This window comes from Neisseria dentiae (genome assembly GCF_014055005.1).
GTDB lineage: Bacteria > Pseudomonadota > Gammaproteobacteria > Burkholderiales > Neisseriaceae > Neisseria > Neisseria dentiae.
Window position 1 is genome coordinate 2,048,137 of record NZ_CP059570.1, and the last position, 24,417, is coordinate 2,072,553.

The 24,417-nt window shown below is 56.6% G+C and carries 21 protein-coding genes; 13 read left to right on the forward strand and 8 right to left on the reverse strand.

Annotated elements, in window-relative coordinates:
• Window positions 1-124: 124 nt before the first annotated feature.
• Window positions 125-1,108, forward strand: coding sequence for an acrylyl-CoA reductase (NADPH) (gene acuI / locus H3L92_RS09645; RefSeq protein ID WP_085365623.1), 984 nt, complete (start codon window positions 125-127; stop codon window positions 1,106-1,108).
• A 95-nt stretch (window positions 1,109-1,203) separates the two neighbouring features.
• Here acuI and H3L92_RS09650 read toward each other — a convergent pair whose 3' ends face one another.
• Window positions 1,204-3,768 carry a calcium-binding protein gene (locus H3L92_RS09650; RefSeq protein ID WP_115336211.1) on the reverse strand — a complete coding sequence of 855 codons (2,565 nt, stop codon included), beginning with the start codon at window positions 3,766-3,768 and terminating at the stop codon, window positions 1,204-1,206.
• A 732-nt stretch (window positions 3,769-4,500) separates the two neighbouring features.
• Between H3L92_RS09650 and H3L92_RS09655 the strand changes: the two genes are divergently transcribed.
• Window positions 4,501-5,025, forward strand: coding sequence for a thioredoxin family protein (locus tag H3L92_RS09655; protein ID WP_085366879.1), 525 nt, complete (start codon window positions 4,501-4,503; stop codon window positions 5,023-5,025).
• 314 nt (window positions 5,026-5,339) lie between these two features.
• Here H3L92_RS09655 and H3L92_RS09660 read toward each other — a convergent pair whose 3' ends face one another.
• Window positions 5,340-5,615, reverse strand: coding sequence for a hypothetical protein (locus H3L92_RS09660; RefSeq protein WP_115336212.1), 276 nt, complete (start codon window positions 5,613-5,615; stop codon window positions 5,340-5,342).
• Window positions 5,616-5,917: 302 nt separating this feature from the next.
• On the opposite strand from H3L92_RS09660, the gene H3L92_RS09665 reads away from it, so the two are divergent.
• The gene (locus H3L92_RS09665; RefSeq protein WP_085366878.1) at window positions 5,918-6,607 is read left to right on the forward strand and encodes a S24 family peptidase; all 690 of its coding nucleotides are present in this window, start codon (window positions 5,918-5,920) and stop codon (window positions 6,605-6,607) included.
• 296 nt (window positions 6,608-6,903) lie between these two features.
• Here the strand turns inward: H3L92_RS09665 and H3L92_RS09670 are convergent, their stop codons facing one another.
• Both H3L92_RS09670 and H3L92_RS09675 read right to left on the reverse strand, forming a co-directional pair.
• Window positions 6,904-7,557 carry an FABP family protein gene (locus H3L92_RS09670; RefSeq protein WP_085366877.1) on the reverse strand — a complete coding sequence of 218 codons (654 nt, stop codon included), beginning with the start codon at window positions 7,555-7,557 and terminating at the stop codon, window positions 6,904-6,906.
• Between the two features lie 155 nt (window positions 7,558-7,712).
• Window positions 7,713-9,194: a subtype B tannase gene (locus H3L92_RS09675; RefSeq protein WP_085366876.1), complete on the reverse strand. Its 1,482-nt coding sequence runs from the start codon at window positions 9,192-9,194 to the stop codon at window positions 7,713-7,715.
• A gap of 172 nt (window positions 9,195-9,366) precedes the next feature.
• Between H3L92_RS09675 and fdhD the strand changes: the two genes are divergently transcribed.
• The 6 genes from fdhD to H3L92_RS09705 all read left to right on the forward strand — a co-directional run bounded on the left by fdhD (window position 9,367) and on the right by H3L92_RS09705 (window position 16,048).
• Window positions 9,367-10,170: a formate dehydrogenase accessory sulfurtransferase FdhD gene (gene fdhD / locus H3L92_RS09680; RefSeq protein WP_085366875.1), complete on the forward strand. Its 804-nt coding sequence runs from the start codon at window positions 9,367-9,369 to the stop codon at window positions 10,168-10,170.
• 23 nt (window positions 10,171-10,193) lie between these two features.
• A complete protein-coding gene (locus H3L92_RS09685) occupies window positions 10,194-11,105 on the forward strand; it encodes a formate dehydrogenase accessory protein FdhE (RefSeq protein WP_085366874.1) in 912 nt (303 codons plus the stop codon).
• Between the two features lie 80 nt (window positions 11,106-11,185).
• A complete protein-coding gene (locus H3L92_RS09690; protein WP_085366873.1) occupies window positions 11,186-11,443 on the forward strand; it encodes a GNAT family N-acetyltransferase in 258 nt (85 codons plus the stop codon).
• A 117-nt stretch (window positions 11,444-11,560) separates the two neighbouring features.
• The gene (rbsK, locus tag H3L92_RS09695) at window positions 11,561-12,466 is read left to right on the forward strand and encodes a ribokinase (RefSeq protein ID WP_085366872.1); all 906 of its coding nucleotides are present in this window, start codon (window positions 11,561-11,563) and stop codon (window positions 12,464-12,466) included.
• A 305-nt stretch (window positions 12,467-12,771) separates the two neighbouring features.
• Window positions 12,772-15,558, forward strand: a complete 2,787-nt coding sequence (ileS, locus tag H3L92_RS09700) for an isoleucine--tRNA ligase (protein WP_085366871.1) — start codon at window positions 12,772-12,774, stop codon at window positions 15,556-15,558.
• Between the two features lie 235 nt (window positions 15,559-15,793).
• Entirely contained in the window at window positions 15,794-16,048 is a 255-nt protein-coding gene (locus H3L92_RS09705) for a hypothetical protein (protein ID WP_085366870.1), read from the forward strand.
• Window positions 16,049-16,294: 246 nt separating this feature from the next.
• Here the strand turns inward: H3L92_RS09705 and H3L92_RS09710 are convergent, their stop codons facing one another.
• Window positions 16,295-16,867 carry a transposase-like zinc-binding domain-containing protein gene (locus tag H3L92_RS09710; protein ID WP_115336213.1) on the reverse strand — a complete coding sequence of 191 codons (573 nt, stop codon included), beginning with the start codon at window positions 16,865-16,867 and terminating at the stop codon, window positions 16,295-16,297.
• 5 nt (window positions 16,868-16,872) lie between these two features.
• On the opposite strand from H3L92_RS09710, the gene H3L92_RS09715 reads away from it, so the two are divergent.
• On the forward strand, window positions 16,873-17,103 hold the full coding sequence (locus H3L92_RS09715; RefSeq protein ID WP_085366868.1) for a hypothetical protein: 231 nt from the start codon (window positions 16,873-16,875) through the stop codon (window positions 17,101-17,103).
• 765 nt (window positions 17,104-17,868) lie between these two features.
• Here H3L92_RS09715 and H3L92_RS09725 read toward each other — a convergent pair.
• From H3L92_RS09725 to H3L92_RS09735, 3 genes are all read right to left on the reverse strand, one after another.
• The gene (locus H3L92_RS09725; protein ID WP_259345784.1) at window positions 17,869-19,899 is read right to left on the reverse strand and encodes a transglutaminase TgpA family protein; all 2,031 of its coding nucleotides are present in this window, start codon (window positions 19,897-19,899) and stop codon (window positions 17,869-17,871) included.
• A 228-nt stretch (window positions 19,900-20,127) separates the two neighbouring features.
• Window positions 20,128-21,075 carry a DUF58 domain-containing protein gene (locus H3L92_RS09730; protein WP_115336215.1) on the reverse strand — a complete coding sequence of 316 codons (948 nt, stop codon included), beginning with the start codon at window positions 21,073-21,075 and terminating at the stop codon, window positions 20,128-20,130.
• Window positions 21,059-21,970 carry an AAA family ATPase gene (locus H3L92_RS09735; RefSeq protein ID WP_085366864.1) on the reverse strand — a complete coding sequence of 304 codons (912 nt, stop codon included), beginning with the start codon at window positions 21,968-21,970 and terminating at the stop codon, window positions 21,059-21,061. Before H3L92_RS09735 ends, H3L92_RS09730 begins: the two co-directional genes overlap by 17 nt.
• 269 nt (window positions 21,971-22,239) lie before the next feature.
• Here H3L92_RS09735 and tsaB point away from each other — a divergent pair, with 269 nt between their 5' ends.
• From tsaB to H3L92_RS09750, 3 genes are read left to right on the forward strand one after another with little or no spacing between them, the layout of a single operon-like run.
• Window positions 22,240-22,914, forward strand: coding sequence for a tRNA (adenosine(37)-N6)-threonylcarbamoyltransferase complex dimerization subunit type 1 TsaB (gene tsaB / locus H3L92_RS09740; RefSeq protein ID WP_085366863.1), 675 nt, complete (start codon window positions 22,240-22,242; stop codon window positions 22,912-22,914).
• A complete protein-coding gene (rimI, locus tag H3L92_RS09745; protein WP_085366862.1) occupies window positions 22,911-23,357 on the forward strand; it encodes a ribosomal protein S18-alanine N-acetyltransferase in 447 nt (148 codons plus the stop codon). Before tsaB ends, rimI begins: the two co-directional genes overlap by 4 nt.
• Window positions 23,351-24,160, forward strand: coding sequence for a uracil-DNA glycosylase family protein (locus H3L92_RS09750; RefSeq protein ID WP_115336216.1), 810 nt, complete (start codon window positions 23,351-23,353; stop codon window positions 24,158-24,160). Before rimI ends, H3L92_RS09750 begins: the two co-directional genes overlap by 7 nt.
• Window positions 24,161-24,417 lie beyond the last annotated feature (257 nt).

Here is a 24,417-nt window from a genome sequence, read left to right on the forward strand (position 1 = left end):
GACGATAATCGGATGTTTCAGACGGCCTGAACATGACTTTTCTCAATTCCTCCCCAACCAACCATTGCCCGTCCTCCCCCGTCTGCCTACAATGTGCCGGAACCTACCCCGAAAGGAGCCAGCCATGAAAGGCATTCTGATTCTGAAAGACCCCGACTACCGCGCCGTGTTCAGCAGCAACATTTCCGAAGGCGACCTGCCCGCAGGCGATGTAACCGTGCGCGTGAAATATTCCACCCTCAACTACAAAGACGCCCTCGCCATCACCGGCAAGGGGCTGATTATCCGCAACTTCCCCATGGTGCCCGGCATCGATTTCGCCGGCGAAGTGATCGAAAGCCAAAGCAGCGCCTACCGGGCGGGCGACGAAGTGATTCTCAACGGCTGGGGCGTAGGCGAAAACCATTGGGGCGGGCTGGCCGAACTCGCCCGTGTGCCTGCGCAATACCTCACCCCCAAACCCGACGGACTCAGCCTGAAAGACTGCATGGCCGCAGGCACCGCAGGCTACACCGCCATGCTGTGCGTGCAGGCGCTGGCGAAAAACGGCGTTACCCCCGACAAAGGCGACATCGTGGTGAGCGGAGCCAACGGCGGCGTGGGCAGCTTCGCCACCGCCCTGCTCGCCAAACTCGGCTACACCGTTACCGCGCTGACCCGCCGCACCCATGAATCCGCCTATTTAACCGATGTTTTAGGCGCCGCCGCCGTAATGGATGGCAGCGAATACCGCGCCAAAGGCAAACCGCTGGCCAAAGAACGCTGGGCGGGCGCCGTCGATACGCTGGGCAGCCACACCTTGGCCAACATCTGCGCCGCCACCCGCTACGGCGGCACCGTGGCGGCCTGCGGCTTGGCACAGGGCATGGATTTTGACGGCACGGTCGCCCCGTTTATCCTGCGCGGCATCACGCTTGCCGGTATCGACAGCGTGATGCGCCCCGCCGCCGACCGCCTGACCGCCTGGAGCGAACTGGCCGCCCTGCTCGGCGGCTCAAGCCTGCTGCAAGCGATAGGCTGCCATGAAATCGGTTTGGAAGAAGTGCCCCAAACCGCCGAACGCCTGATTAACGGCGAAATCCGCGGGCGCGTGGTGGTGGCGGTTTAACCTGTTGCAAACGCAAAACAGATAAAGCAAAGGCCGTCTGAAAAATATTTTCAGGCGGCCTTTGCTTCAACCTGTTACAGGCAGAATCTTACTGCTTAAATAACAGCAGCATTCTGCACGGTATCTTCGGTGTAGAAAGCCATTTCGTTGGCGGCATAGGCGGCTGTATCTGCCATGCCGACACCCGCACCCGCAGCGGCTTGCGAACCGTCGGACAAGGCGGCCAAGCCGTTTTCAAGCACTTGTGCGCCGTTGCTTTCCAACAGGCCGTCTGAAACGGCTGCCGTGCTGCCTTCCTCAGCAGGCAGGTTGGCACTGTGAACGGTTAACACGCTGCCTTCGGTAGATGCCGACAAAATGGTGGTAGAGCCTAAATCACCGCTGTACAGATAAGCGTCGGGATAGCCGTAATCAGGATGATAGAAGCTGTCAAAATCATTGAAAGCGCTTAAATACACTTTTGCCGTGCCGGTTTCGATGCCGTCGGTTGCCGTGTATTCGATCACCACCTCGTGATCACCGGCTTGCTCGAAGTTAGTCCAATAACCAATACCTTTCTCATCAAAGTAAATCTCGGCGCTACCGGAAACCACTTCTGCATTAAGCAGCGTTAAACCATTTCCCGAAGAGGTGCTGTCGTTATCCAACACAGAAAAATAAGCAAATCCTTCATTGTTATAATCAAACGTAACAGACAGATAATCGTCATTCAACACCAACCCTGAAGCAGCGGGCACAAGGCCGAATGTTTCTGCCAAAGCAGCGCTGCTTACGCTGCCGCTGTCAAACACAAACTCCGCTGCGGCTTCACCGGCTTGGGTTTGGTTTTCAAGGGTTAAGGTGTCGCCCGTTTCTTTCAGCGTAATCACCCAATTGGCACCCTCTTCGCGAACGGTAATATCGTCAACCGTAATGCCGCTGCCGAAACGGACGATGTTGCTGCCCTCGGTATCGCGCACCACGTCATGGCCGTAGCCTTGGGCGAAATAATAGGTGTCGTTACCGGCTTGGCCGCGCAACAAATCGTTGCCGGTGCCGCCGTCGATAAAGTCGTTACCGGTACCGCCGAAGATATGGTCACGGTCGGCGCCGCCGTAGAGTTTGTCGTTACCTTCGCCGCCGTCGATGGTGTCTTCGCCGCCGTTACCGTAGATGGTATCGTTGCCGCGGCCGCCGTTTAAGCGGTTGTAGTTGTCGTTACCGGTGATGGTGTTGTCGCTGTTGTTGCCGGTGCCGTTGATACGGGCATCGCCGGTTAACACCAGGTTTTCCACATTGCGCGATGCGGTGTAGCTGACGCTGCTGTGGATGGTGTCGGTGCCTTCGCCCGCTTCTTCGATAACGGTATCGTCAACGTTATCAACGTAGTAAACGTCATCGCCGGTTTGGCCGCGCATCACGTCTTTGCCGGTGCCGCCGTCGAGCAGGTCGTTACCCGCACCGCCGAAGATGTTGTCACGGTCGGCGCCACCGTAGAGTTTGTCGTTGCCTTCGCCGCCGTCGATGGTGTCTTCGCCGCCGTTACCGTAGATGGTATCGTTGCCGCGGCCGCCGTTTAAGCGGTTGTAGTTGTCATTACCGGTGATGGTGTTGTCGCTGTTGTTGCCGGTGCCGTTGATACGGGCATCGCCGGTTAACACCAGGTTTTCCACATTGCGCGATGCGGTGTAGCTGACGCTGCTGTGGATGGTGTCGGTGCCTTCGCCCGCTTCTTCGATAACGGTATCGTCAACGTTATCAACGTAGTAAACGTCATCGCCGGTTTGGCCGCGCATCACGTCTTTGCCGGTGCCGCCGTCGAGCAGGTCGTTACCCGCACCGCCGAAGATGTTGTCACGGTCGGCGCCACCGTAGAGTTTGTCGTTGCCTTCGCCGCCGTCGATGGTGTCTTCGCCGCCGTTACCGTAGATGGTATCGTTGCCGCGGCCGCCGTTTAAGCGGTTGTAGTTGTCGTTACCGGTGATGGTGTTGTCGCTGTTGTTGCCGGTGCCGTTGATACGGGCATCGCCGGTTAACACCAGGTTTTCCACATTGCGCGATGCGGTGTAGCTGACGCTGCTGTGGATGGTGTCGGTGCCTTCGCCCGCTTCTTCGATAACGGTATCGTCAACGTTATCAACGTAGTAAACGTCATCGCCGGTTTGGCCGCGCATCACGTCTTTGCCGGTGCCGCCGTCGAGCAGGTCGTTACCCGCACCGCCGAAGATGTTGTCACGGTCGGCGCCACCGTAGAGTTTGTCGTTGCCTTCGCCGCCGTCGATGGTGTCTTCGCCGCCGTTACCGTAGATGGTATCGTTGCCGCGGCCGCCGTTTAAGCGGTTGTAGTTGTCATTACCGGTGATGGTGTTGTCGCTGTTGTTGCCGGTGCCGTTGATACGGGCATCGCCGGTTAACACCAGGTTTTCCACATTGCGCGATGCGGTGTAGCTGACGCTGCTGTGCACGGTGTCGGAACCTTGGCCGGATTCTTCAATAATGGTGTCGCCGCTTCCCGCGATATGGAATGTGTCGTTGCCTTCTCCGCCATACATGGTATCCAGGCCCGAAAAACCGTAAATGGTGTCGTTACCGCCGTTGCCGTAGATAACGGTGCCGCCCAAACTGCCGAAAAGTACGTCGTCGTTCGGGGTGCCGTTCACGATTACTGTATTGGCATCCATGATTTCTCTCCTTAATATTAAAACATTATTAATCACAGGGATAACGTTAACTTTCTAACGTTGAAACTATCTTATACTTTTTCAAAAAATGTAGAAAGATTTGCCTTTATAAAGTTATCTTAAGCAAAAGTTTACGCAAATTATTGAAATGACAATGTATTTTTAGGGAAGCCATGAGCAATATGGCATAAGCCTTCCGCATTTATGTAATTTTGATTTTATTTAAATAAAATATTTATTCAGCATAAAATATTTGTTGTTTCAAGCACAAAAAATCCACTCCGGGATAAATTTTTGCTGTTACCCGACGCAAAACTTCCCTTGCGTTACGTTTGCTCCGCCTGACTCTCGGGCTGCCCGAAAATGCTATTGTTTATTTATGAAAGAGTTTTCCTGATTTTATTTGGCACAATAACCAAACCGTCTGAAAACATTGAGCTGTGGCCCAAACATTGAATAAACCCCAACCCAACCAAGGTGCTGTTTTCTTATGGCAAATATAACCTTACTTCAAATACCAAGCCGTACGTTACAAATAAACCCTATCCCTGCGAAATGGTACATGTCGGTACCAAATAGCTACTGTTGCTGAAAAATCAAAAGAGGCTGAAGCAGCTCAATCTCTAAATAAATAGTTGAGCATAAGCAAATAGAGAGCGGGTTGGCTGCTTCGTTTGGGCGGGTGGTTTTATAATCCGATTATTGCCAATCTTTAAAATAAAGGAGTTTGCGATGTCTGCCAAAATTTTGATTTCCGCTGCATTGGTCTGCCTGCTGGCAGCTTGCGGCAGCCCGCACCGTGAAACGCAAGCGTTGCAAAACAAACTGGCTGAGGCGGAAACGGCGGTGAGGCTTTCTGCCGAAAACAGCAAGCGTTTGGAAAGCACCTATTCTGATATTTATTTTGAACTCAACAGCTTAACCGTTGAAAATTTTAAAGCCAAAGTGGCGGGCGGCGATACGTTTTACGCCTATATCGGCCGGCCGAGTTGCGGCGACTGCAATGCGTTCGAGCCGATGTTCAAGCGGTATATTGCTTCGCACAAACTGGGCGGCAAAATTTATTTTGTAAACGTGCACCGTTTGCACCAAGATAAACCTGCTTGGGCGGCGTTCAAACAGCAATACGGTTTGAGCGGCACGCCGGTGTTGGCTAAATATGCAAAAGGCCGCCAGATCAACAAGCTGGATTTTGAAGACAACAAAGGTATCAGCGCCGAAGATTTGGAAAAATGGCTGGCGCTAAATAAATTGTAAAACTGTAGCCGCCGCTGCCTATCGGGCGGCTTGCTAAGCCGGATGCTTTTGCAAAAAACGCTATTAAGCCGTGTATTTGAAGCACCGTATCAGACCTTTGCAAAACCGCCTTGAGGCCGTCTGAAAAGTTTAAATACCGTCATTCCCGCCTGCGCGTGAGTGGCGGTATTTAAACTTTTCTGGGTTTTGCAAAGGTCTCCGGCCATGCCTTGAACGGCGCGCACGACCGGAAGGTTTTGCGAAGGCATCGGTTTTTGTTTTTGAAAAATTGCCGAAACCGCCGGGTACGGTTTGTGGCGCGGCGGTTTTATACGTTATTCATAGACCACGCCGGCAATCAGGCTTTCGGAATCCAATGCGCCGTAAGACTGTTCCCACGCTTGGGCGGCTTCTGCGGCGGAGCATTCGCGTGCAAAAGCCTGTTGTTTGCCGTTCATTTGCGTTATCCGCAGCGTATTCAGTTTGTCGCAGCCCAATTCCGACAGCGGCATTTCAGCCGATTGGGCTTCGGTATAGCCGGAAGAGAACACCACCGCCATTGCAGCCAATGTGCTGAATAACACCAATCCTTTGCGTTGCTTGCTTTGCATGATTCTTTCCTTTCTCAGTTAACCGGTTTGCTAAGATTTTATTTAGCCGATCCGAGTGCTCAATCTAAAGGCGGCTAAGTAAAACCGAACAGTTGTTTTAAATCGTAAGATAATATTTTATTGAAGCAAAAAAGATAATGAAAAATCTAAGCCTGGGTGAATATTACTCATCTAAATCTGAAATTGCAATACTTTTTCTTATTTATTTTTAAAATTTATCTTACTTTTTGAACGAAACTAAAGTAAAATAAAGCCAAATTGCAGGATGGTATGCAAAACCACACCTGAAAAAAGGAAAATATATGAACACGTTTAAAGACAGATTGGCTTTTCTTTGGAAAAACGAAGCCAGGCAGGCCAAAATCGCGGCGGATATCGATATGACGATTGCGGGCTTCAGCCGCATTTGGAACGAAGGCGGTTTGCCGAAGGCTGAAACACTGAAAAAAATCAAGCAATTGAAAGGTTGTAGCATCGATTGGCTGCTAACGGGCGAGGGCGAGCCGTTTCCGAACGCTGCCGCACCTTCGGCGGCAACGGCGGAAGATACGCTGGGCAACCCTGTGGACATCGACGAATTTGTGTTCGTGCCCCGTTACGATATTCAGGCGGCGGCGGGGCACGGCCGTTTGGTGGGCGACGAAACGCCTGTGTTTACCATGGCTTTCCGCCGCTATTGGATAGAAAATTATGTAACCCGCGACACCAAAAACCTTTCGGTGATTTCGGTAAAAGGCGATTCGATGGAGGGGGTGTTGAACGACGGCGATTCGATTTTAATCAATCACGGCGAAACCACCCCGCGCGACGGCCTTTATGTGTTGCGCCTGAACGAAAACCTACTGGTCAAGCGGTTGCAGTTGATGCCGGGCGGAATCGTGAACGTGATTTCCGCCAACGAGGCTTACCCCACGTTTGAAATCAATCTCAACAATATGACCGACGATGTGGCCATTATCGGTAGGGTGGAGTGGTTCGGGCGGAATATTTAACGGGTGGAGATCTTTGCAAAAATACCTTGAAGCCGTCTGAAATGCTTAGATTCCGTCATTCCTGCGCAGGCGGGAATCCAGCCTTAAAACTATCAAGTATTTTATTTCAATAACTTATAAAAAATGACTGGATTCCCGCCTACGCGGGGGTAGCGCAGCGGACTTGCGAAGCTAATGACGATGGTTGAATATTTCAGACGGCCTAAACGACTTGCAAAGGTCTCGGGCGGTATTGCTAAAAGCTGCGTTGAGATTCGGCATAACGGCGGTGTTGCCGGCCGGAAATCCGCCCCTGTTCAGCCCTGTTTTGCCCGTTCGGCCGCCGCCCGGGCAGTCGGGTTGGGCGTGGCTTCGCCGATTTTGTGCAGCGTGTTCCGGTCGGTGTGGTGGAAGGGGTGTTTTTGCCCGGGAATCACCAGCACGGTGTTTTGTTCGTATGACCATGTGCCGTCGTCGTTGAGGGTAACGGTAATGGTGTAGCTTTCGGTGCGGAAGGCGTGTTCGAGAAAAGGGTTCGATAAAATGCCGTTTACCGTCGAGCCGCGCTCTGCTTTGAGTGTGAAGGTTTTGCTGTCGGGAGCGGCTTTGCCTGCGGCCATCACGGTTTGCCCGCGCGGAATGGTTAAGGTGAGGATAATGTTGCCGGTGGCCGGTTCCCACAGCCAATAGCCGACTTGGTCGTGAAACGTTTCCACTTCGTCGGGCTGAACGATGCGGGTGTGGTAACGCAGGCCGTAAAACAGTTGCGGGCCGTTGGTTTGCGCATCTATCGGTTGCAGCTCGTAATGTTCGATATAGGCATCGGTTTCAGGGCCGTCGGCTTTGGGGTTGACATCGGTGCCGCGTGAGCCCTGCCAAATACCGGCCATCGGCGCGAGCGGGCCGAGATTGGCTAGGGTGTTGGTGTCGGGATCGGGTTCGGTATAGATGTCTTTCGGGAAATGTTCCATGATTTTCCTTTCGGTAGGAATGTTCGATTATAAGATGTTCGATTATAAACAGGTCGTTTGAAAAAACGGTTTTCAGACGGCCTGTGTTTGTGCTGCATCAATCTGCGCGGGGTATCCGGCTTGCTGCCTTTTTACCGCAAAATATTTGCCCGCCGTTATTTGGCGGCGGCAACCTGCTTCATCCAGGCAAACAGTTCGTCCAAGTCGTAATCGCCGCTGTGCGGTACGTCCCACGGCAGGAAATAATCGACGCTGTGGCCGTGGTTTTGCAGTTTGGCCGCCAAAACGGCGGATACGGCCAACGATGTGTCGCGGTCGTTGGTGCCGACGCGGATGCGCCAGTGCTTCGGCGCTTTGGCTTCAGAGCTGCCGATATAGTTGAGCGGGTTCATGATTTTCACGGTTTGCGCATCGGCCAAGGTGGCGCCTTCGGCGGTGTTGTGCTGCATACTGAAATCGGTGAAGTGCTGTTTATCGACGGTGGCGGTGCCGAAAAGCTGGTTTTCGCCGGCGCTTAAATCCACCGCGTCAAAGGCGGGCGGGGTTTTCTGGCGGCCGGCGGCTTTGGCGTATTTATCGAAATCCACGGCGGTTACTTTGCCGTTTTTAATGGTCAGCCAGTTGCGGTCGTTGAGGTTTTTGCCTGCATCAAGCTGCTTTTGGGCGGATGCGGCCAAGAGGCCTGCCACATGGTTTTTGAAGCTGCCGTTACCGTTTTTATCGAGCGTGAGCAGGCGGCCTTGCGCGTCTTTGAGCTTGAGGCTGTTGATGTAGGCGGGGTAGAGCGGCTTGAGCTGGTTGGAAAGTTTGATTTCGGCGGCAGTAAGCGTGCCGGGCACCAGCTCGCGTTTCACGTTGTAGTCGAGCATGGTAACGTTCATTTTTTTGTAGTCGTTCACGCCGTTGAACTGCCACTCATAGGCCATGTCGGCGTGGTCGAGGTCGGTAATCGGGCAATAGGCGGAAACGGCGAAAATATCGTCGGGGGCGTCGGCTGCGCCCAAGGCTTTCAGATGGCCTTCGTAATCTTTGCTGTTGCCGGTGGCGCCGAGCAGGGCAGATAAGGCACCGCCGGCGCTGGTGCCGTTGGAGATGATTTTACCGGCATCGCCCGGCATGGCGCGGTCGTTGGCTTTCAGGTAGCGGACGGCGGCTTTCAAATCAACAATTGCGGCAGGCGCTTTGCCGTTGGCGGCGGTGCGGCCGCGCGCGCCGGCCGAGGCAACCACATAACCTTTAGACAGAGCCACCAGCATGGCGTTGGGCTGGTTGTTGTTGCGCTTGTCCAAGCCGGGTTTGCCCGCTTCGGCGGGCATATAGCCGCCGATTTGGTTGGGGAAGAAAATCGGCGCGGTGTCGGCGGTGTAGCCTTCGATGCTGCCGCCCGCATAATAGGCTTCGGGCACGTAAATATTGATGGTTTCGTATTTGGCATCGGCCGGGTTTTTCACATAAACGATGCCTTCGAAAGCGCGGTAGCGCACGGTTTGGCCGTTAACTTCGGCGCTTTGTTTGGTGGACGTTTGTTTGGCGAAATCCAAATCGCCGTTTTGCGCTGTGCCGGTTTTGGGCGAAGAGCAGGCGGCCAGGCCGAAGGCAAGCGAAGCGGCAATCAGGGCAGGGGTGGTTTTTTTCATGGTTTTTTCCGTTAGAAACAAGATTGGATGAAGGTTGGAAATCTTATTTGAGACCTATGCGGCCGTCTGAAAGTTCCAACCCGAACGGTATGCCGGCGGCGGCCAAAACGTTTATAATAACCGCCTTTACCGCCTGTTTTCAGACGGCCCCGCAATAACGATTATCCATTCAATGAACACCCACATCACACACACGGTTTGCCGCATCCGCAGCGGCGCGGCCGCCGAAGCGGCGGAAACAGCCGACGTTTTGGCCGAAGAAACCGCAGTCGCATTGGTTTATAACGGCATTTCCCACGTTGTTTTAATGGCCACGCCGGCCGATTTGGAAGCGCTGGCGTTGGGCTTCAGCCTGAGCGAAGGCATTCTCACCAAAGCGGGCGAGCTTTACGGCATCGAAACCAAGCCTTCCTGCAACGGCATAGAAGTTCATTTGGAAATCGCCGCCGCCCGTTTTCATGCGCTCAAAGCACGCCGCCGCAATATGGGCGGCCGCAGCGGCTGCGGATTGTGCGGCATCGACAGCCTTGCCGCCGTGCAGCCCGACCTGCCCGCCGTGGCCAGAAGCCGGGCCATACGCAGCACGGATATTCAGACGGCCTTAAACGGGCTGGAAGCACACCAAACCCTGCGCAACCTCACCGGCTCGGTGCACGGCGCCGCCTGGGTGGAAAACGGCCGTATCGTGCGCCTGTTTGAAGATGTCGGCCGCCATAACGCGCTGGACAAACTATTAGGCTTTATGGCCGGGCAGGAAACCGACCCGCAGCAGGGCTTCGTGTTGATTTCCAGCCGCGCCAGCTACGAAATGGTGGCCAAAGCCGCCATGCTCGGCATCGGCGCGGTGGCCGCCGTATCCGCCCCCACCGCGCTGGCCGTGCGGCTGGCCGAGCAGGCGGGCATCACCTTAATCGGTTTTGCCAAACCGCAGCAATTCACGGTATACAGCCACCGCAACTGGCTGGAGGCCGTCTGAAAAAACACACACAAGGAAACACAATGAACACCACCGCCGAGCCGATTAAAAAAGGCCTGTTCCACACCCCGTTTTGGCTTGCGCCCGAGAAAAACACCTTCGAAAACCGCAGCGTGCGCTTTCAAGAGCTGGCGGCGGCCGAGCCGGGCGAATGGCGCCTTTATCTCGAACTGCTGGCAGCCGTTTGCGCCGCCCAGCATAAGGTGGCGCTCAGGCACACCTTTCCGCTGCCCGAAAAGCACAGCGGCGCCACCGTGTTGCCCGAAGCGGCGGCAGGGGAAGTGCCTGCCGCTTTCTATGAAGTGTTTCAAGACTTGTTAAACGAAGTGCGCGGCAACATCACGCACACCGCCGCCGCTGAAACCCAACGGCTGGCCGCGTTGGGCAAACCCGAAGCCGAGGCGCTGGCGCGGCGCGTGCTTGCCCAAACCGGAGAAGAAGCCGACCGTCCCGCCGAAATCTGGGTGCAGGCTGCGCTGCAAATTGTTTGGACGGCATGGGCCGCGCAGTTGGCCGAAGACGATGTGCCGCCCGTTGAAGAACGCGTGCATTGCCCTTGCTGCGGCACCGAAGCCGTCGGCAGCGTCGTGCTGATTCAGAGCGACTTGAGCGGCTTCCGCTATATGCACTGCCCGTTGTGCAACAGCCGCTGGAACGCCCTGCGCGCCAAATGCACCACCTGCGGCGACAGCGGCGGCATCCGCATCCAGCAGGTTGACGGCGCATCCGCTCCCGGGCTGCCGCCCGTTTTCAGCGGCGCCCATGCCGAAAGCTGCGAAGCCTGCCGCACCTACCGCAAACTCTACCGCCACGACAAACAGCAATACGCCGACCCCGTTGCCGACGATTTGGCCACGCTGGGCTTGGATATCGCCGTGGGCGAAGCCGGCTACGAACGCGGCGGCGCCAACCCGTTTCTGCTGCACGGCGGTTAACCGTTTGAAAAACCGCCGGCCGCCGCTTGCTGGTACAATGAAACCGCACCGTTCGCCATTTTCAAAAGGCAGGCATCACAATGAGCACCGTTAAATATTTTCCCGACCAACAGAAATTCTCCCTGCTGCAAGATTTCGACGAAGCAGGTTATCTCACCTACCGCATCGAAAACGGTGCATGGGATATCGACCACACCGTTATTAACCCGGCCTATCGCGGCAAAGGGCTGGCGCGGTTGTTGGTGGAAGCCGCCGCAGCCGAGGCGGCCGAACAAAACGTTGCCTTAACCGCCAGCTGCGATTATGCGGCGGCGGTGTTGGCCAAACGGCAGCCTTAGGTTTTTTTCAGACGGCCTAAACGACTTGCAAAGGCCTCGGCTTTTCCGTTCAAACCGTAGGCCGTCTGAAAAAAACAACCCGATTCCGATGCATCAACCCGTTAAAGGAAACCCGCCATGCAAACACCGAAAATCGCCGTAGTCGGCAGCATCAATATGGATTTGGTTACATCGTCGCCCCGGTTTCCGCAGCCGGGCGAAACCCTGCTGGGCACATCGTTCCGGCGTTTTATGGGCGGCAAAGGCGCCAACCAGGCGGTGGCGGCGGCACGTTTGGGTGCTGATGTCGGCATGGTGGGCGCGGTGGGCAACGACGGGTTCGGCAGCGAGGCGCTGGAAAACCTGAAGCGGGAAGGCATCGATATTGCGGGCGTGCGCGTGTTGGAAGATGCGCCGACCGGCATGGCCAACATCACCGTGGCCGAAGGCGACAACCACATCATCGTGGTTTCCGGCGCCAATTTCGGCATCACACCCGGGCATATCGAAGCCTGCGAAAAGCAAATCGCCGCTGCCGACGTGGTGCTGGCGCAATTGGAAATCCCCATGGAATGTGTGATTGCCGCCGCCAAGCTGGCGCACAAACACGGCAAACCGTTCGTGCTCAACCCCGCGCCCGCACAGAAGCTGCCCGCCGAACTGCTCGATTTGGTTACGCTGCTCACGCCCAACGCCCACGAGCTGGCCATCAGCTTGGGTTTGCCCGAAAACACGCCGGCGGAAGAATTAATCGCCCGCGCCCCTTGCCCGGTGCTGATGACGCGCGGCAGCGAAGGTGCGCTGTATAACGACGGGCAGGGCGCGCTGCACCGGCAGGGCGGCTTCAAAGTTACCCCCGTGGACACAACCGGTGCGGGCGACACGTTTAACGGCGCCTTCGCCGTGTTCCGTGCCGAAGGTATGGAAACAGCCGTGCGCAAGGCCAACGCCGCCGCCGCATTGTCGGTAACCAAAGCGGGTGCGCAGGGCGGTATGCCCGTGTCGGCCGAGTTGGAAGCGTTTCTGGCCGCACAAAAACCATAGTGAATCCACTTACTTCGGTACAAGGCAGCAAGCCGCAGACAGTACAGATAGTACGGAACCGATTCTGTTGCCGCTTTAGCGGCTTACAAAATCGTTCTCTTTGAGCTAAGGCGCAGCAACGCCGTAACGGAGTAAGTGGATTCACTATAACGGAGTTCAGACGGCCAAACAGCCCGTTACCCTTATAAAAACAACGTAATTAGGCTACAATAGCATTTCTAAAGAATCTCTATTTTTATTCAGACGGCCTCAGAAGCCACAACGCTTCTGAGGCCGTCTGAAAAATCCGCAACCACGAGAAAACCATGACCGATTACAGCAAAACCGTCAATCTCTACGAATCGCCCTTTCCCATGCGCGGCAACCTGGCCAAGCGCGAACCGGCCTGGGTAAAAAGCTGGCAGGAGCAGCAACGCTACCAAAAACTGCGCGCCAAAGCCAAAGGCCGCCCCAAATTCGTGCTGCACGACGGCCCGCCCTATGCCAACGGCGACATCCATATCGGCCATGCGGTCAACAAAATTCTCAAAGACATCATCATCCGCAGCAAAACGCTGGCCGGTTTCGACGCCCCCTATGTGCCGGGCTGGGACTGCCACGGCCTGCCGATTGAAGTGATGGTGGAAAAACTGCACGGCAAAAACATGCCCGATGCCAAGTTCCGCGAACTCTGCCGCGAATACGCCGCCGAGCAGATCGCGCGCCAGAAAAAAGACTTCATCCGCCTGGGCGTGCTGGGCGACTGGGGTAACCCCTACCTCACCATGGACTTCAAAACCGAAGCCGACACCGTGCGCACGCTGGGCGAAATCTACAAAGCAGGCTATCTCTACCGTGGCGAAAAACCCGTGCAGTTCTGTTTGGACTGCGGCTCGTCGCTGGCCGAAGCAGAAGTGGAATACAAAGACAAAATTTCCGATGCCATCGACGTAGCCTATTTGTTTAAAGACAACGCCGCACTGGCCGCCGCTTTCGGCCTGCCGCAAATCGAAGGCCCGGCCTTTGCCGTGATTTGGACGACCACTCCGTGGACGCTGCCCGCCAGCCAAGCCATCGCCGCCGGCGCAGACGTGGCCTACCAACTCATCGATACACCCAAAGGCAAGCTGGTGCTGGCCAAAGAGCTGGCCGCAGACGCATTGGAACGCTACGGCTTTTCAGACGGCCAAACAACCGTGCTGGCCGAAGCCGCCGGCAGCAGGCTCGAAAACCTGCACCTTGCCCATCCGTTCATTGAGCGCGACATTCTGATGCTCAACGGCGACCACGTTACCACCGATGCCGGTACCGGCCTCGTGCACAGCGCGCCCGCACACGGTTTGGAAGACTATTTCGTCTGCCTCAAATACGGCATCAAACTCTACAACCCCGTGAACGGCGAAGGCCGCTACACCGCAGAAGTGCCGCGCGTGGCCGGTTTGACCGTGTGGGAAGCCAACCCCGTGATCGTCGAATGGCTGCAAGAAGCAGGCAAACTCTTGGCGCACAACAAAATCGAACACAGCTACGCCCACTGCTGGCGCCACAAAACCCCGCTGATTTACCGCGCCACCGGCCAATGGTTTATCGGCATGGACAAAGCCGGCACCAACGGCAAAACCCTGCGCAACAACGCCCTCAAAGCGGTGGACGACACCGAATTCTTCCCCTCGTGGGGCCGCGCCCGCCTGCAGGCCATGATAGAAGGCCGCCCCGACTGGGTAGTGTCGCGCCAGCGTTATTGGGGCACCCCGATGACCTTCTTCGTGCACAAAGAAACCGGCGAGCTGCACCCGCGCACCGCCGAATTGCTGGAAGAAGTGGCGCAGCGCATCGAGCAAAAAGGCATCGAAGCCTGGTTCGCGCTCGATGCCGCCGAACTGCTGGGCGCAGAAGCTGCACAATACGAAAAACTGAAAGACACCATGGACGTATGGTTCGATTCGGGCAGCACCCACTTTTCCGTGCTCAAACAGCGCGAAGAATTGGCCTGGCCCGCCGACCTCTACCTCGAAGGCAGCGACCAGCACCGCGGCTGGTTCCAATCGTCCATGCTCACCGGCTGCGCCTCGATGGAGCGCGCGCCCTACAAACAACTGCTCACCCACGGCTTCGTGGTCGACCAAAACGGCAGAAAAATGTCGAAATCGCTGGGCAACGTTGTCGCCCCGCAAGAAGTGTATAACGAATTCGGCGCCGACATCCTGCGCCTGTGGACGGCTTCCACCGATTACAGCGGCGAGCTGGCGATATCCAAAGAAATCCTCAAGCGCGTTACCGAAAGCTACCGCCGCATCCGCAACACCCTGAGCTTCTTATTCGCCAACCTGAGCGACTTCCGCCCCATCGAACACGCCGTGCCGCAAGACCAGATGGTGGAAATCGACCGCTACGCCCTCGTGCTGGCGCGCCGCCTGCAAGAACGTTTGGCGGGCGACTACTACCCGCGCTACGCCTTCCACTTCGCCGTGAAAGACATCGTCGCCTTCTGCTCGGAAGATTTGGGCGCGTTTTATCTCGATATTCTGAAAGACCGCCTCTACACCACCCAAACCGACAGCCACGCCCGCCGCAGCGCCCAAACCGCGCTCTACCACATCACCCGCAGCCTGGTGCTGCTGATTTCGCCGATACTGTGTTTCACCGCCGAAGAAGCGTGGGACATCATCGGCGGCGGCGAAGAAGACAGCGTGCTGTTCCACACTTGGCACGAGTTCCCGCCCATCAACGAAAAGAGCGAAGCCGCCCTGATGGAAAAATGGCAGGCCGTGCGCCAAGTGCGCGAAGCCGTTACCGCCGCCATCGAGCCTTTGCGTGCCGACAAAACCGTAGGCTCTTCTTTGCAGGCCGAAGTGGAAATCACCGCCCCCGAAGAATTGGCAGGCTACCTGAAAATGCTTGGCGACGAATTACGCTTTGCCCTCCTAGTGTCTAAAGCCACGGTTGCGAAAGGCAGCGAACTGGCCGTAACCGCCAAAGTGAGCGGCGGCGAAAAATGCGAACGCTGCTGGCACTACACCGACGACATCGGCGCCGTTGCCGCCCACCCCGGCATCTGCAAACGCTGCGCGGAAAATATCGGCGGCAAAGGCGAAGAGCGCCACTACGCCTGATAACGGATTATGTTGCAAGGTAAAGGCTGCAGGCCACATGAAAATCTGATCTGCTCCCCAAAAGTTGGACACCTTAACCAACTCCGACAGGAGCAGTTTTTTACAACCAAATTTCAACTGAAGCCGCTCGCCGTTATCTCCACAGTAAGAAACAATAGAGTCACTGTTGCCTTAACGGGTGTATCACACATTCATTTACACCGATAACCCAAACAGCACGCCGCCACCGACCTTTATGGCAAATTCTCATGTAGAGAAGGCCAGACAGCAAACCCCAACGCCTAAACAAATAGCTCGCAAGCCCGAATACCTGCGTGCAGGAATGCCTTCCCAAGAAATAGAATATGTACCTCAGCAAAATACAGAGAAAAAGGAGAAACGGCTAAATAAAGCCCATATCGTCCAAACCTTAAGCACGCAATACAGCCCAGTGCATCTGCGTGAAAGTCTCTTCTTTGTCCCAATCCAGCTACTCATCTCAGCCGTCTGAAATAGCAGAATGTGCCACCTCTCTCTCAAGGTAATGGGTATGCTGTGCACGGTACAACCTGATAACATCCCTTACATTCTAACCTTAAGACATCGCTTACATCCACAACACGGTATCATCCATATAGGAGCCTGCCGATACCATGGCAAGAAATGAATATCATGGAACAAAGAACCCTGTTTATCGGCGAACCCTGTTTATCGGCTTAATAGAAATTTGGCGAATTAAAAGACCAAAAAAACACTGCTATGAGGGTATGAAACGATTGTTCATATATATATAACTTATTTTGTTTTTAAGCGATAAAAAAGGATTGGAGAACCAACCCAAATATCCATTAAGCCCTTTTTTCATGATGGTGGTTAAACTTGCCTCGTAAAGAGCGGCTGTTTCTTTGATGACGTATTGTTTGTGGATGATGTTGCCGTCCAGTTGGTTTATGAAAACCATAACGCCGAATGATCTGCCGAAATAAGTGGCGTCCATTATGATATTGGCAACAGGCTTAAGGGGTTTGTTGGTGATTAAGCTGCCTTGTTTGATGCGCCGGCGGATGGTTTTGGCACTGCATTGATAGCGTTTTGCGATTTGTGCACAGGTTTGTTTGAGGTGGATGTATTCGTACAGCAGATTGTCGTTATCGAGTGGTTTGGAAGTGGGAAGGAACTTTTGACAGGCAGAACATTTATATCTTTGCCGACCGTTTTTGCGGCCGTATTTTATTAGGGTGTTTTGGTGACAAAACGGGCATTTTTTATGTTCATTGGCAAAAAATCGCTGAAAGCCTTGCATGGTAATGCTTGCAGCGATTTTTACCAACCAAAATGTCCCTTAAGCCGAAAAAAGGCATACACATTCAAAGCATTACCGCCGACGACTTCAAAGGCATTGCCCAGTTCTTTCCCGATATTCCCTTTCAACTATGCCAATTCCACCAGCAGCAAACCATACGCCGTTACCTGACCCGCAAACCGAAATCCGACACTGCGCGCACGTTAAAGAAGCTGGCGGACAGCATTTTACATTGGAAGAAGCGGAGTTTAAAGCACAGTTAAACGATTGGTATGGCACCCATAAAAACTATAGTGAATTCAAATAAAAACTCCGAAATGAAATAACTGCATTCAAACTTGCAATTGGGCGATATGCTAAAGAATCGTTTTACCCTACTTCGGCATTCTTATTTTAATCCACTATACTTAAATGAAGTCAGCTGCAATGAGGACGGCACACAAAAGTGGTACACCCATAAAAAATTAAGAAACGCCTATAACAGTTTGAAATGCAACCTGCCGTATTTATTTACTTCTGAACAAAATAAGGAATTGTGTATGCCGAACACGACCAATATGCTGGAAGGGAAATTTGGCGAATTGAAGACCAAAAAACGCTGCCATGCAGGCATGAATGAAGAGACTAAATGATTGTTTATAGACAATTTCTTTGACATTTGAATGATAAAAAGAGTTGGAAAACCAACCCAAATGTCCATTAAGCCTATTTTTCAGACGACCTTTCATCAAACTTAAAGCAAAACGACTTAAAAGATGTTGGAAAAGGTTGGTGTGGAAGGGTTGGGTAGTGGTGTGGGGCGGGGTGCTCTATATGCCAAACGGTTTTATTTTTTTTGCTGAAATGATTGTTTCGTGGTCTTTAAGTATTCTCAAGAACTACGTGGCTTCACCATTACTTTCAGCATTCTTGAGAGCTCTCAAAAATCTCAATAAAGAGTCCTCAGGCAAAAAACGAAAAGTGTAAACAATGCTAGGATCTCTACAGTTGAAGGTATTTCAGACGGCCTTTCGCTTCAACCCGCAGCATCACCCCCGCCGGCCGGTGCCGTAGCGTTTCGCCGTTCTGCGTGCGGCGGCAAACCAGCGTTTCTGTGTGCGCTGCGGCGGCCTTTCGGCGGCATATAGCCAGTGTTCGTATTGTTGCAGCAGGCGCGACAAGGCCGGATCGGCGATGCCGTTTTCGTGCAGCATACGGTTGAGTTCGCCCGCGCTGACGGCGGCGGCGGTTTCATCGTCGTTACCCAAAACCGCGCTTTTAACCAGCGCAAAGCCTTCGTTGAGAAAATCGCGCTCGCGGTTGCGGCCGCGGAACCACCAGTGCGCCAGCGGCAGCAGGGCGGCGGCGAGGGCGGCGGGCAGCACCAGCAGCAGGGTTTGCCAGTTGAAACCGCCGAGGCCGATTCGGGCAAACAGGCTGTTTTGCTTGGTTTGGTCGTAGTTCACCACCCATTGCTGCCAGTAAAACTGCCCCGTATCGCGCCAGCGGGCAAACAGGCTGCCGCTGTCGGCCACCATGCCGCGCTCGTCGGCGGCGAGGGCTTGGCTGATGCCGCTTGCTGCGCGCACGGCCGACACGGCGGCGGTGGGGTCGACGCGCAGCCAAACCTGCTCCTGCGGCAGCCACACTTCGGCCCAGGCGTGGGCGTCTTTGGCGCGAATCTGCCAAAAACCGGCCTGTTCGTTATAGTCGGCGCCCAGATAGCCGGTTACCACCCGCGCGGGCAGGCCGGCGGCGCGCATCATCACCACGAAGCTCTGGGCGTAATGTTCGCAGAAGCCGCGGCGGGTGCGGAACATAAATTCGTCGATGCCGTCGCGCCCGGCCGTGCGCGGCGGTTGCAGGGTGTAGGCGAAGTTTTGGCGGCGGTAGTGTTCGAGCACTTTGCCGACAAACTGGCGCGGGGTGGCCGACTGCTGCGCCAGCGTTTCGGCCAGGCGGCGGGTTTGCGGGTTGCCGCCTGGCAGGCGGGTGTAGAAGTTTTGCCCGCCGGCATCAAGGGCATGCGGCAGGGTGTCGCTCAGCGACGCTTGCAGGCTGAGGCGGCGCAAACCTTCGCGGCTGCGGCTTGCGCGTATGGTCTGCCCCAATCTTTTCTCCACGCCCGCCGGCAGCTCTGCCGCAGGGTAGTCCAATGCGGGTAAAACGCCGTTTTGGTCGCGGATAATCATCTGGTAGGCAACGGTGCGTTCGGGCGCGGCGGCGGTGCGGGCTTCGTCGATATAGTTGCCGTTAAACGCCTGCCAGCGCGTGCCGTCGAATTCGCCCATGATGATGGCGCGCCAGTATAAATCGCTGCGCTGCGGCTTGAGGCCGTCTGAAAAAGTTATGTTGGCCACCCATTCGTCGCTCTGCACCAGATTGCTGATGCTGCCCGGCTCCATGGTGTCTGACAAGCCTGTCTTGGCCTGCTGCGTCTGCTGCGGAATCCGCCACAAGGGTTCGTTCAGGCGCGGCACCGCCACGAACAGCACCACCGTCAGCGGCAGGGTGAGCAGCAGCGCCTGCGCGCTGCGTTTGAAGGCTTCCCTGCCGCCCAATCCGCACAATACGGCGAAACATATGCTGACGGCCGCCAGCGCCAGCAGCAGCCACACGCCGATAAACAGGCTCTGGTTGAGCAGCACCGACGACCCGATTAAAAACAGCATGGCCAGCAGCAGCACCTGCCAATCACGCTGGCTGTTGCCTTCGAACGCTTTGAGCATCACCAGCAACAGCAGAAACGCCACCCCGCCTTCGCGCCCGAACACCGTGCCGAGCTGCTGCCACACCAGCAGCCCCGCCACCGCCGCCAGCAACAGCAGCGCGGCTTTCGGCACGCGGCCGATGCCGGCTTTCAGCAGGGCCAGCCGCAGCAGCCACAAGCCGCCGAACACCGCCGTAACCGCGGCGGGCAGCGATGCGGCCAACGGCAGCGCCGTCCACAGCAAAGCCAGCAGCACGGCAAACGCCACCGTGCGCGGCGGCGGCTGTTGCAGGAAAGAAGGATTGGGAATCAGCATAATGTTATGGATGAATAGTTTTTTCAGACGGCCTGAAACCTTTGCAAGACCCAAAAAAGTTTATTTGCCGTCATTAGCTTCGCAAGTCCGCTGCGCTACCCCGCGCAGGCGGGAATCCAGACGCTTGGCATCCAAGTATTTGTTTAATCAATACTTAAAATTTTCTATCTGGATTCCCGCCTGCGCGGGAATGACGAAATCAAACATTTCAGACGGCCTGAAGACAGCTTTGCAAAGGTCTCAGCCTCAATGAGTTTTGCAAGGGTTTCATACCGCTTGCCGCTACCACAATGCCAGCGCCGTCAGACAGATTTCCCGCTGCCCGTGCTGCGGTGCAATCAGCCGCTGCGGCAGCTCCAGCGAATACGGCAGGCCGCGGCGTTCGGCTTCGAGCACGCGGAAACACAACAAGCCCGCCAAACGGTCTTTATCGGTGCCGGCGGGGTAGTCTGCATAAGAAATAACGGTGTTGCGGGCGGCGTGTTGCGGCTCTTCAAAGCGTTTGTCGAGCATTTCGCCGGTTTTGGCATAGGTTTTCCAGGCAACGTGCTGCAACGACGCGCCCTGCCGGTGCGCCTGCAAATAAGCCAAATCATCGCCGCCCTGCGCGGGCGGGCGTTGCCGGTCGGTTTCGCCGCTGCGGGCGGGCATATCGGGCAAATCGTGGGGAACGGGCGCAGGAAACACCACCGCTTCGCCCGGCCAGCGCCACACGCACTGCACCATGCTCACGCCGAACGGCGCCACCGAAGCGGCGCGCAACGGCGGTATGCGCAGATAACCGCGCATCACGGCGGGGATACGCCATTGGAAAACAGGCAGGCCGTCCGAACCGATATGCCACGCCCGCCACAATTTCGCCGGCGGCGTGCGCGGGTTAGCAAAATCGTTTTCGCTGCACAGCCACAGCCAGCGGCCGCGGGTGTTGCCGGCGGCGGCCAGCTCCAGCACGGCATAGCCGCCGGCAAACACTTCTGCAGGCATATCCGCCGTTATCTGCAAAGCCGAGAGCTGGCGCAGGTTGAGCAGCACCGACACCAGCAAAAAGCCCGCCAGCCAGAAAGCGGCGGCATAAGCCAGATTCACCTGATAGTTCAGCCCCACCAGCCACAGCAGCACCACCGTTACCGCCAGCCCCACGCCCAAACGGGTGGGGCGGCAATGCAGGGCGGCCACAGAAGCGGTTTCGCCCTGCGCGGCATTCAGACGGCGTTTACGCAACGGCAACATGGTCGAGCATATCCGCCAGAATCTGCGTACTGGTCAAGCCCTGCTGCACGGGTTGCAGTCGGTGGTTGGCCACCGGCACCCACACGGCTTTCACGTCTTCGGGCAGCACGTGCGGCCTGCCCAGCATAAATGCCCGCGCTTTGGCCGCGGCCACTACCGCCAAACCCGCGCGCGGGCTTAAGCCGAGCACGAAACGGCCGGGCTGGCGCGTGGCCTGCACGAGCCGGTAAACATAATCGGCGGCGGCCTGCGAAAATTTCACCTGCGCGGCCTGCCGCTGCCATTGCGCGAGCGTTGCGGCGTCGCAAACGGCCTGCAAAGCGGGCAGGTTGCGGCGGCCGCCGCCTTCTGCATACAGCCGTTTTTCGGCGTCGGCGGCGGGGTAGCCCATACTCAGGCGCATCATAAAGCGGTCGAGTTGCGATTCGGGAAGGGGGAAGGTGCCGAGCTGCTCGGCGGGATTTTGGGTGGCCATCACGATAAACGGCTCGGGCAGGGCGTAGGTTTGCCCGTCCACCGACACCTGCCGCTCCTCCATCGCTTCGAGCAGCGCGGATTGCAGTTTGGGCGAGGCGCGGTTGATTTCGTCGGCCAATAAGAAGGCGTGGAACACGGGGCCGGGGTGGAACTCGAACCGGCCTTCGTTGGGGCGGTAAACGTTGATGCCCAACAGGTCGGAAGGCAGCATATCGTTGGTGAACTGCACGCGGCGGTAATCCAGCCCCAACACCGCCGCCACGCCGTGCGAGAGCGTGGTTTTGCCCACGCCCGGCACGTCTTCGAGCAAAACGTGGCCGCCGGCGAGCACGGCGGTAAACAGTTGCTGCAAAACGTTTTCTTTCCCCAAAATCAGCGTGTTGAGCTGTTGCAGTGCGTGTTGTATGTCGGTATTCATTATGATGTTTTTAAAAGTATTGCGGTCAATTCAGGCCGTCTGAAAGCGTTTTCAGACGGCCTGTGCGCTTGTTTGATGCTGCGGCATTTTAACACAACCCTACACAACCCTTACATTACCACCTGAAAAACAATCAACACGAAGATTATTCTGTATCAAAATTACCTATTCCTGCCGCAATGCGTTTCAGACGGCCTTGTGCAAAGGCCGCGATAAGTTTCGCCCTCCTCGGGTATAATGCCCTTCCGACCAACCCCGATTTTTCCGCCATGCAAGCCGATTTTTCCCGCCCCGTTTTAGCCATCGACACCAGCACGTCGTTTCTGTCGCTGGCCCTGCGCGCGAGCGGGCAAACGTTTGCTTTCCACGAAGACGCGGGCAACCGCCAATCCGCCCTGATTCTGCCGCAAATCGGCGCCATGCTGGCCGAAGCGGGCATCACGGCGGCCGACTTGGGCGCGGTGGTGTATGCGCAAGGCCCGGGCGCATTTACCGGCCTGCGCATCGGCGCGGGTGTGGCGCAGGGTTTGGCGGCTCCGTTCAACCTGCCGCTCGTCGGCGTGCCGTGTTTGGACGCGGTGGCCTGCCAAATCAGCGCGCCGTGCGTGCTGGCGGCCACCGATGCGCGCATGGGCGAGGTGTTTTACGCCTGGTTCGACACCGAAAACCACCGCCGCCTGAGCGATTACCAAGTAGGCCAAGCAGCGGATATCGTGCCGCCCGCAGGCTGTGCCGAACCGCAGGGCATAGGCAATGCGTTTGCGCTCGGCGACAAACCGCCGTTTAACGGCACGGCGCAGATGCCCGCCGCCGCAAACTATCTGGATTTGGCCGCCGGCGGGCGCTACCCCGCCACCGATGCCGCCCATGCGGGTTTGCTGTATGTACGCAACAAAATCGCGCTCACCGCCAAAGAGCAGGCCGAACGGAAAGGTGCGCCGTGATTATCCGCCCCGCCCTGCCCGCAGACTGCCCCGCGCTGGCCGCGCTTGATGCGCAATGCAACCCGTCGCCGTGGTCGGCCGCACAGTTTCAGACGGCCTTAAACAACCGTTTCGACAGCGTAACCGTTTTGGCCGAAGCCGACGGCACCATCGGCGGATTTGCCGTGTGGCAGACCCTGTGCGGCGAATCGGAGCTGCACCTGATCGCCACCGCCCCCGCCCGCCGCCGCGCCGGTTTGGCTTCGCAACTGATGGCGGCATGGTTTCAGACGGCCTCGGCACAGCGCGCCGAACGCTTATTTTTAGAAGTGCGCGCCACCAACCTGGCCGCGCAGGCGCTCTACCGCAAACACGGCTTTACCGAATGCGGCCGCCGCAAAGCCTATTACCCGCTGCCCGACGGCGGCAGGGAAGATGCTGTTTTAATGGAGAAATCATGTTAAGCAGCCGTTATCTGCATTTACACGAAGCGCTGGGTTTGGGGCCGATGTGGCTGAACCGGGGCGCGAAAGTGCTGCCTGCCGAAACCGCCGCCGCGCACGCCCCGCAAGCCGCGCCCCAAACGCCGCCGCAAACCACTGCCGCGCTGCAACCCGCAGCCCGCACGCCTGCCGCCGCAACCGCGCGCTTGGCAGCGATGGCTGCCGTCAACCCCGCCGCCAAAGTTTCAGACGGCCATTCCGCACACAACAGGCCGTCTGAAAATATTCCGCCCGCGCCTGCCGAAAGGCCGTCTGAAAACACAAACGCCGCCGCCCGAACGGCTGCCGACCCCGCCGCACTGGCCGCCATACAGCCCGCCGCCGTGATGGTGGTCAGCATCTGCCCCGCCCCCGAAGACAGCGCAACCGGCAAACTGTTCAGCGGCAGCGCGGGCGTGCTGCTCGACAATATGCTCGCCGCCATCGGCCTGCAAGCGGCCGATGCCCACAAAACCAGCTGGGTAAAAGCCGCCGCCGCGTTCACCCCCGAGCCGCCGCCCGAACAAGTGGCCGCCGCGCTGCCGCAGATGCAGGCCGAGCTTGCCGCGTCGCAGGCGCAGGCGGTGCTGTTTTTGGGGCAGGTGTTCGCGCAGCCGCACTACGCCGACACCATCGCGCAACTGTGCGGCGGCATACCCGCGTTCACCGTTCCCCACCCCGCCCGCCTGCTGCGGCAGCCGCAACTGAAAAAACAGGCATGGGAAGAGCTGAAAAAACTGCGCGACACCCTGCCGCCCCGCACCGGCACAAGCACGCAGCCGTAAAAAACCACAATTCTGCAACACAAGCCATAGGGAGTGTAGTCAGAATGCTTGCGAAGCGGTTTTTTGAGGAAAAATCCGCAGATGCCAGGCAAAAAGCGCAGCAAGATTGGACATCTTGCGAGCATTTTAAACGCCGCAGATGCAGATTTTGACCAAAAACACCGCCGCAACGCGGCCGACTACACTCCCTACAGGCCGTCTGAAAAATACAACCGTTTTCAGACGGCCTGTTACGGCAGGCTGTTTAAAAAAACAAT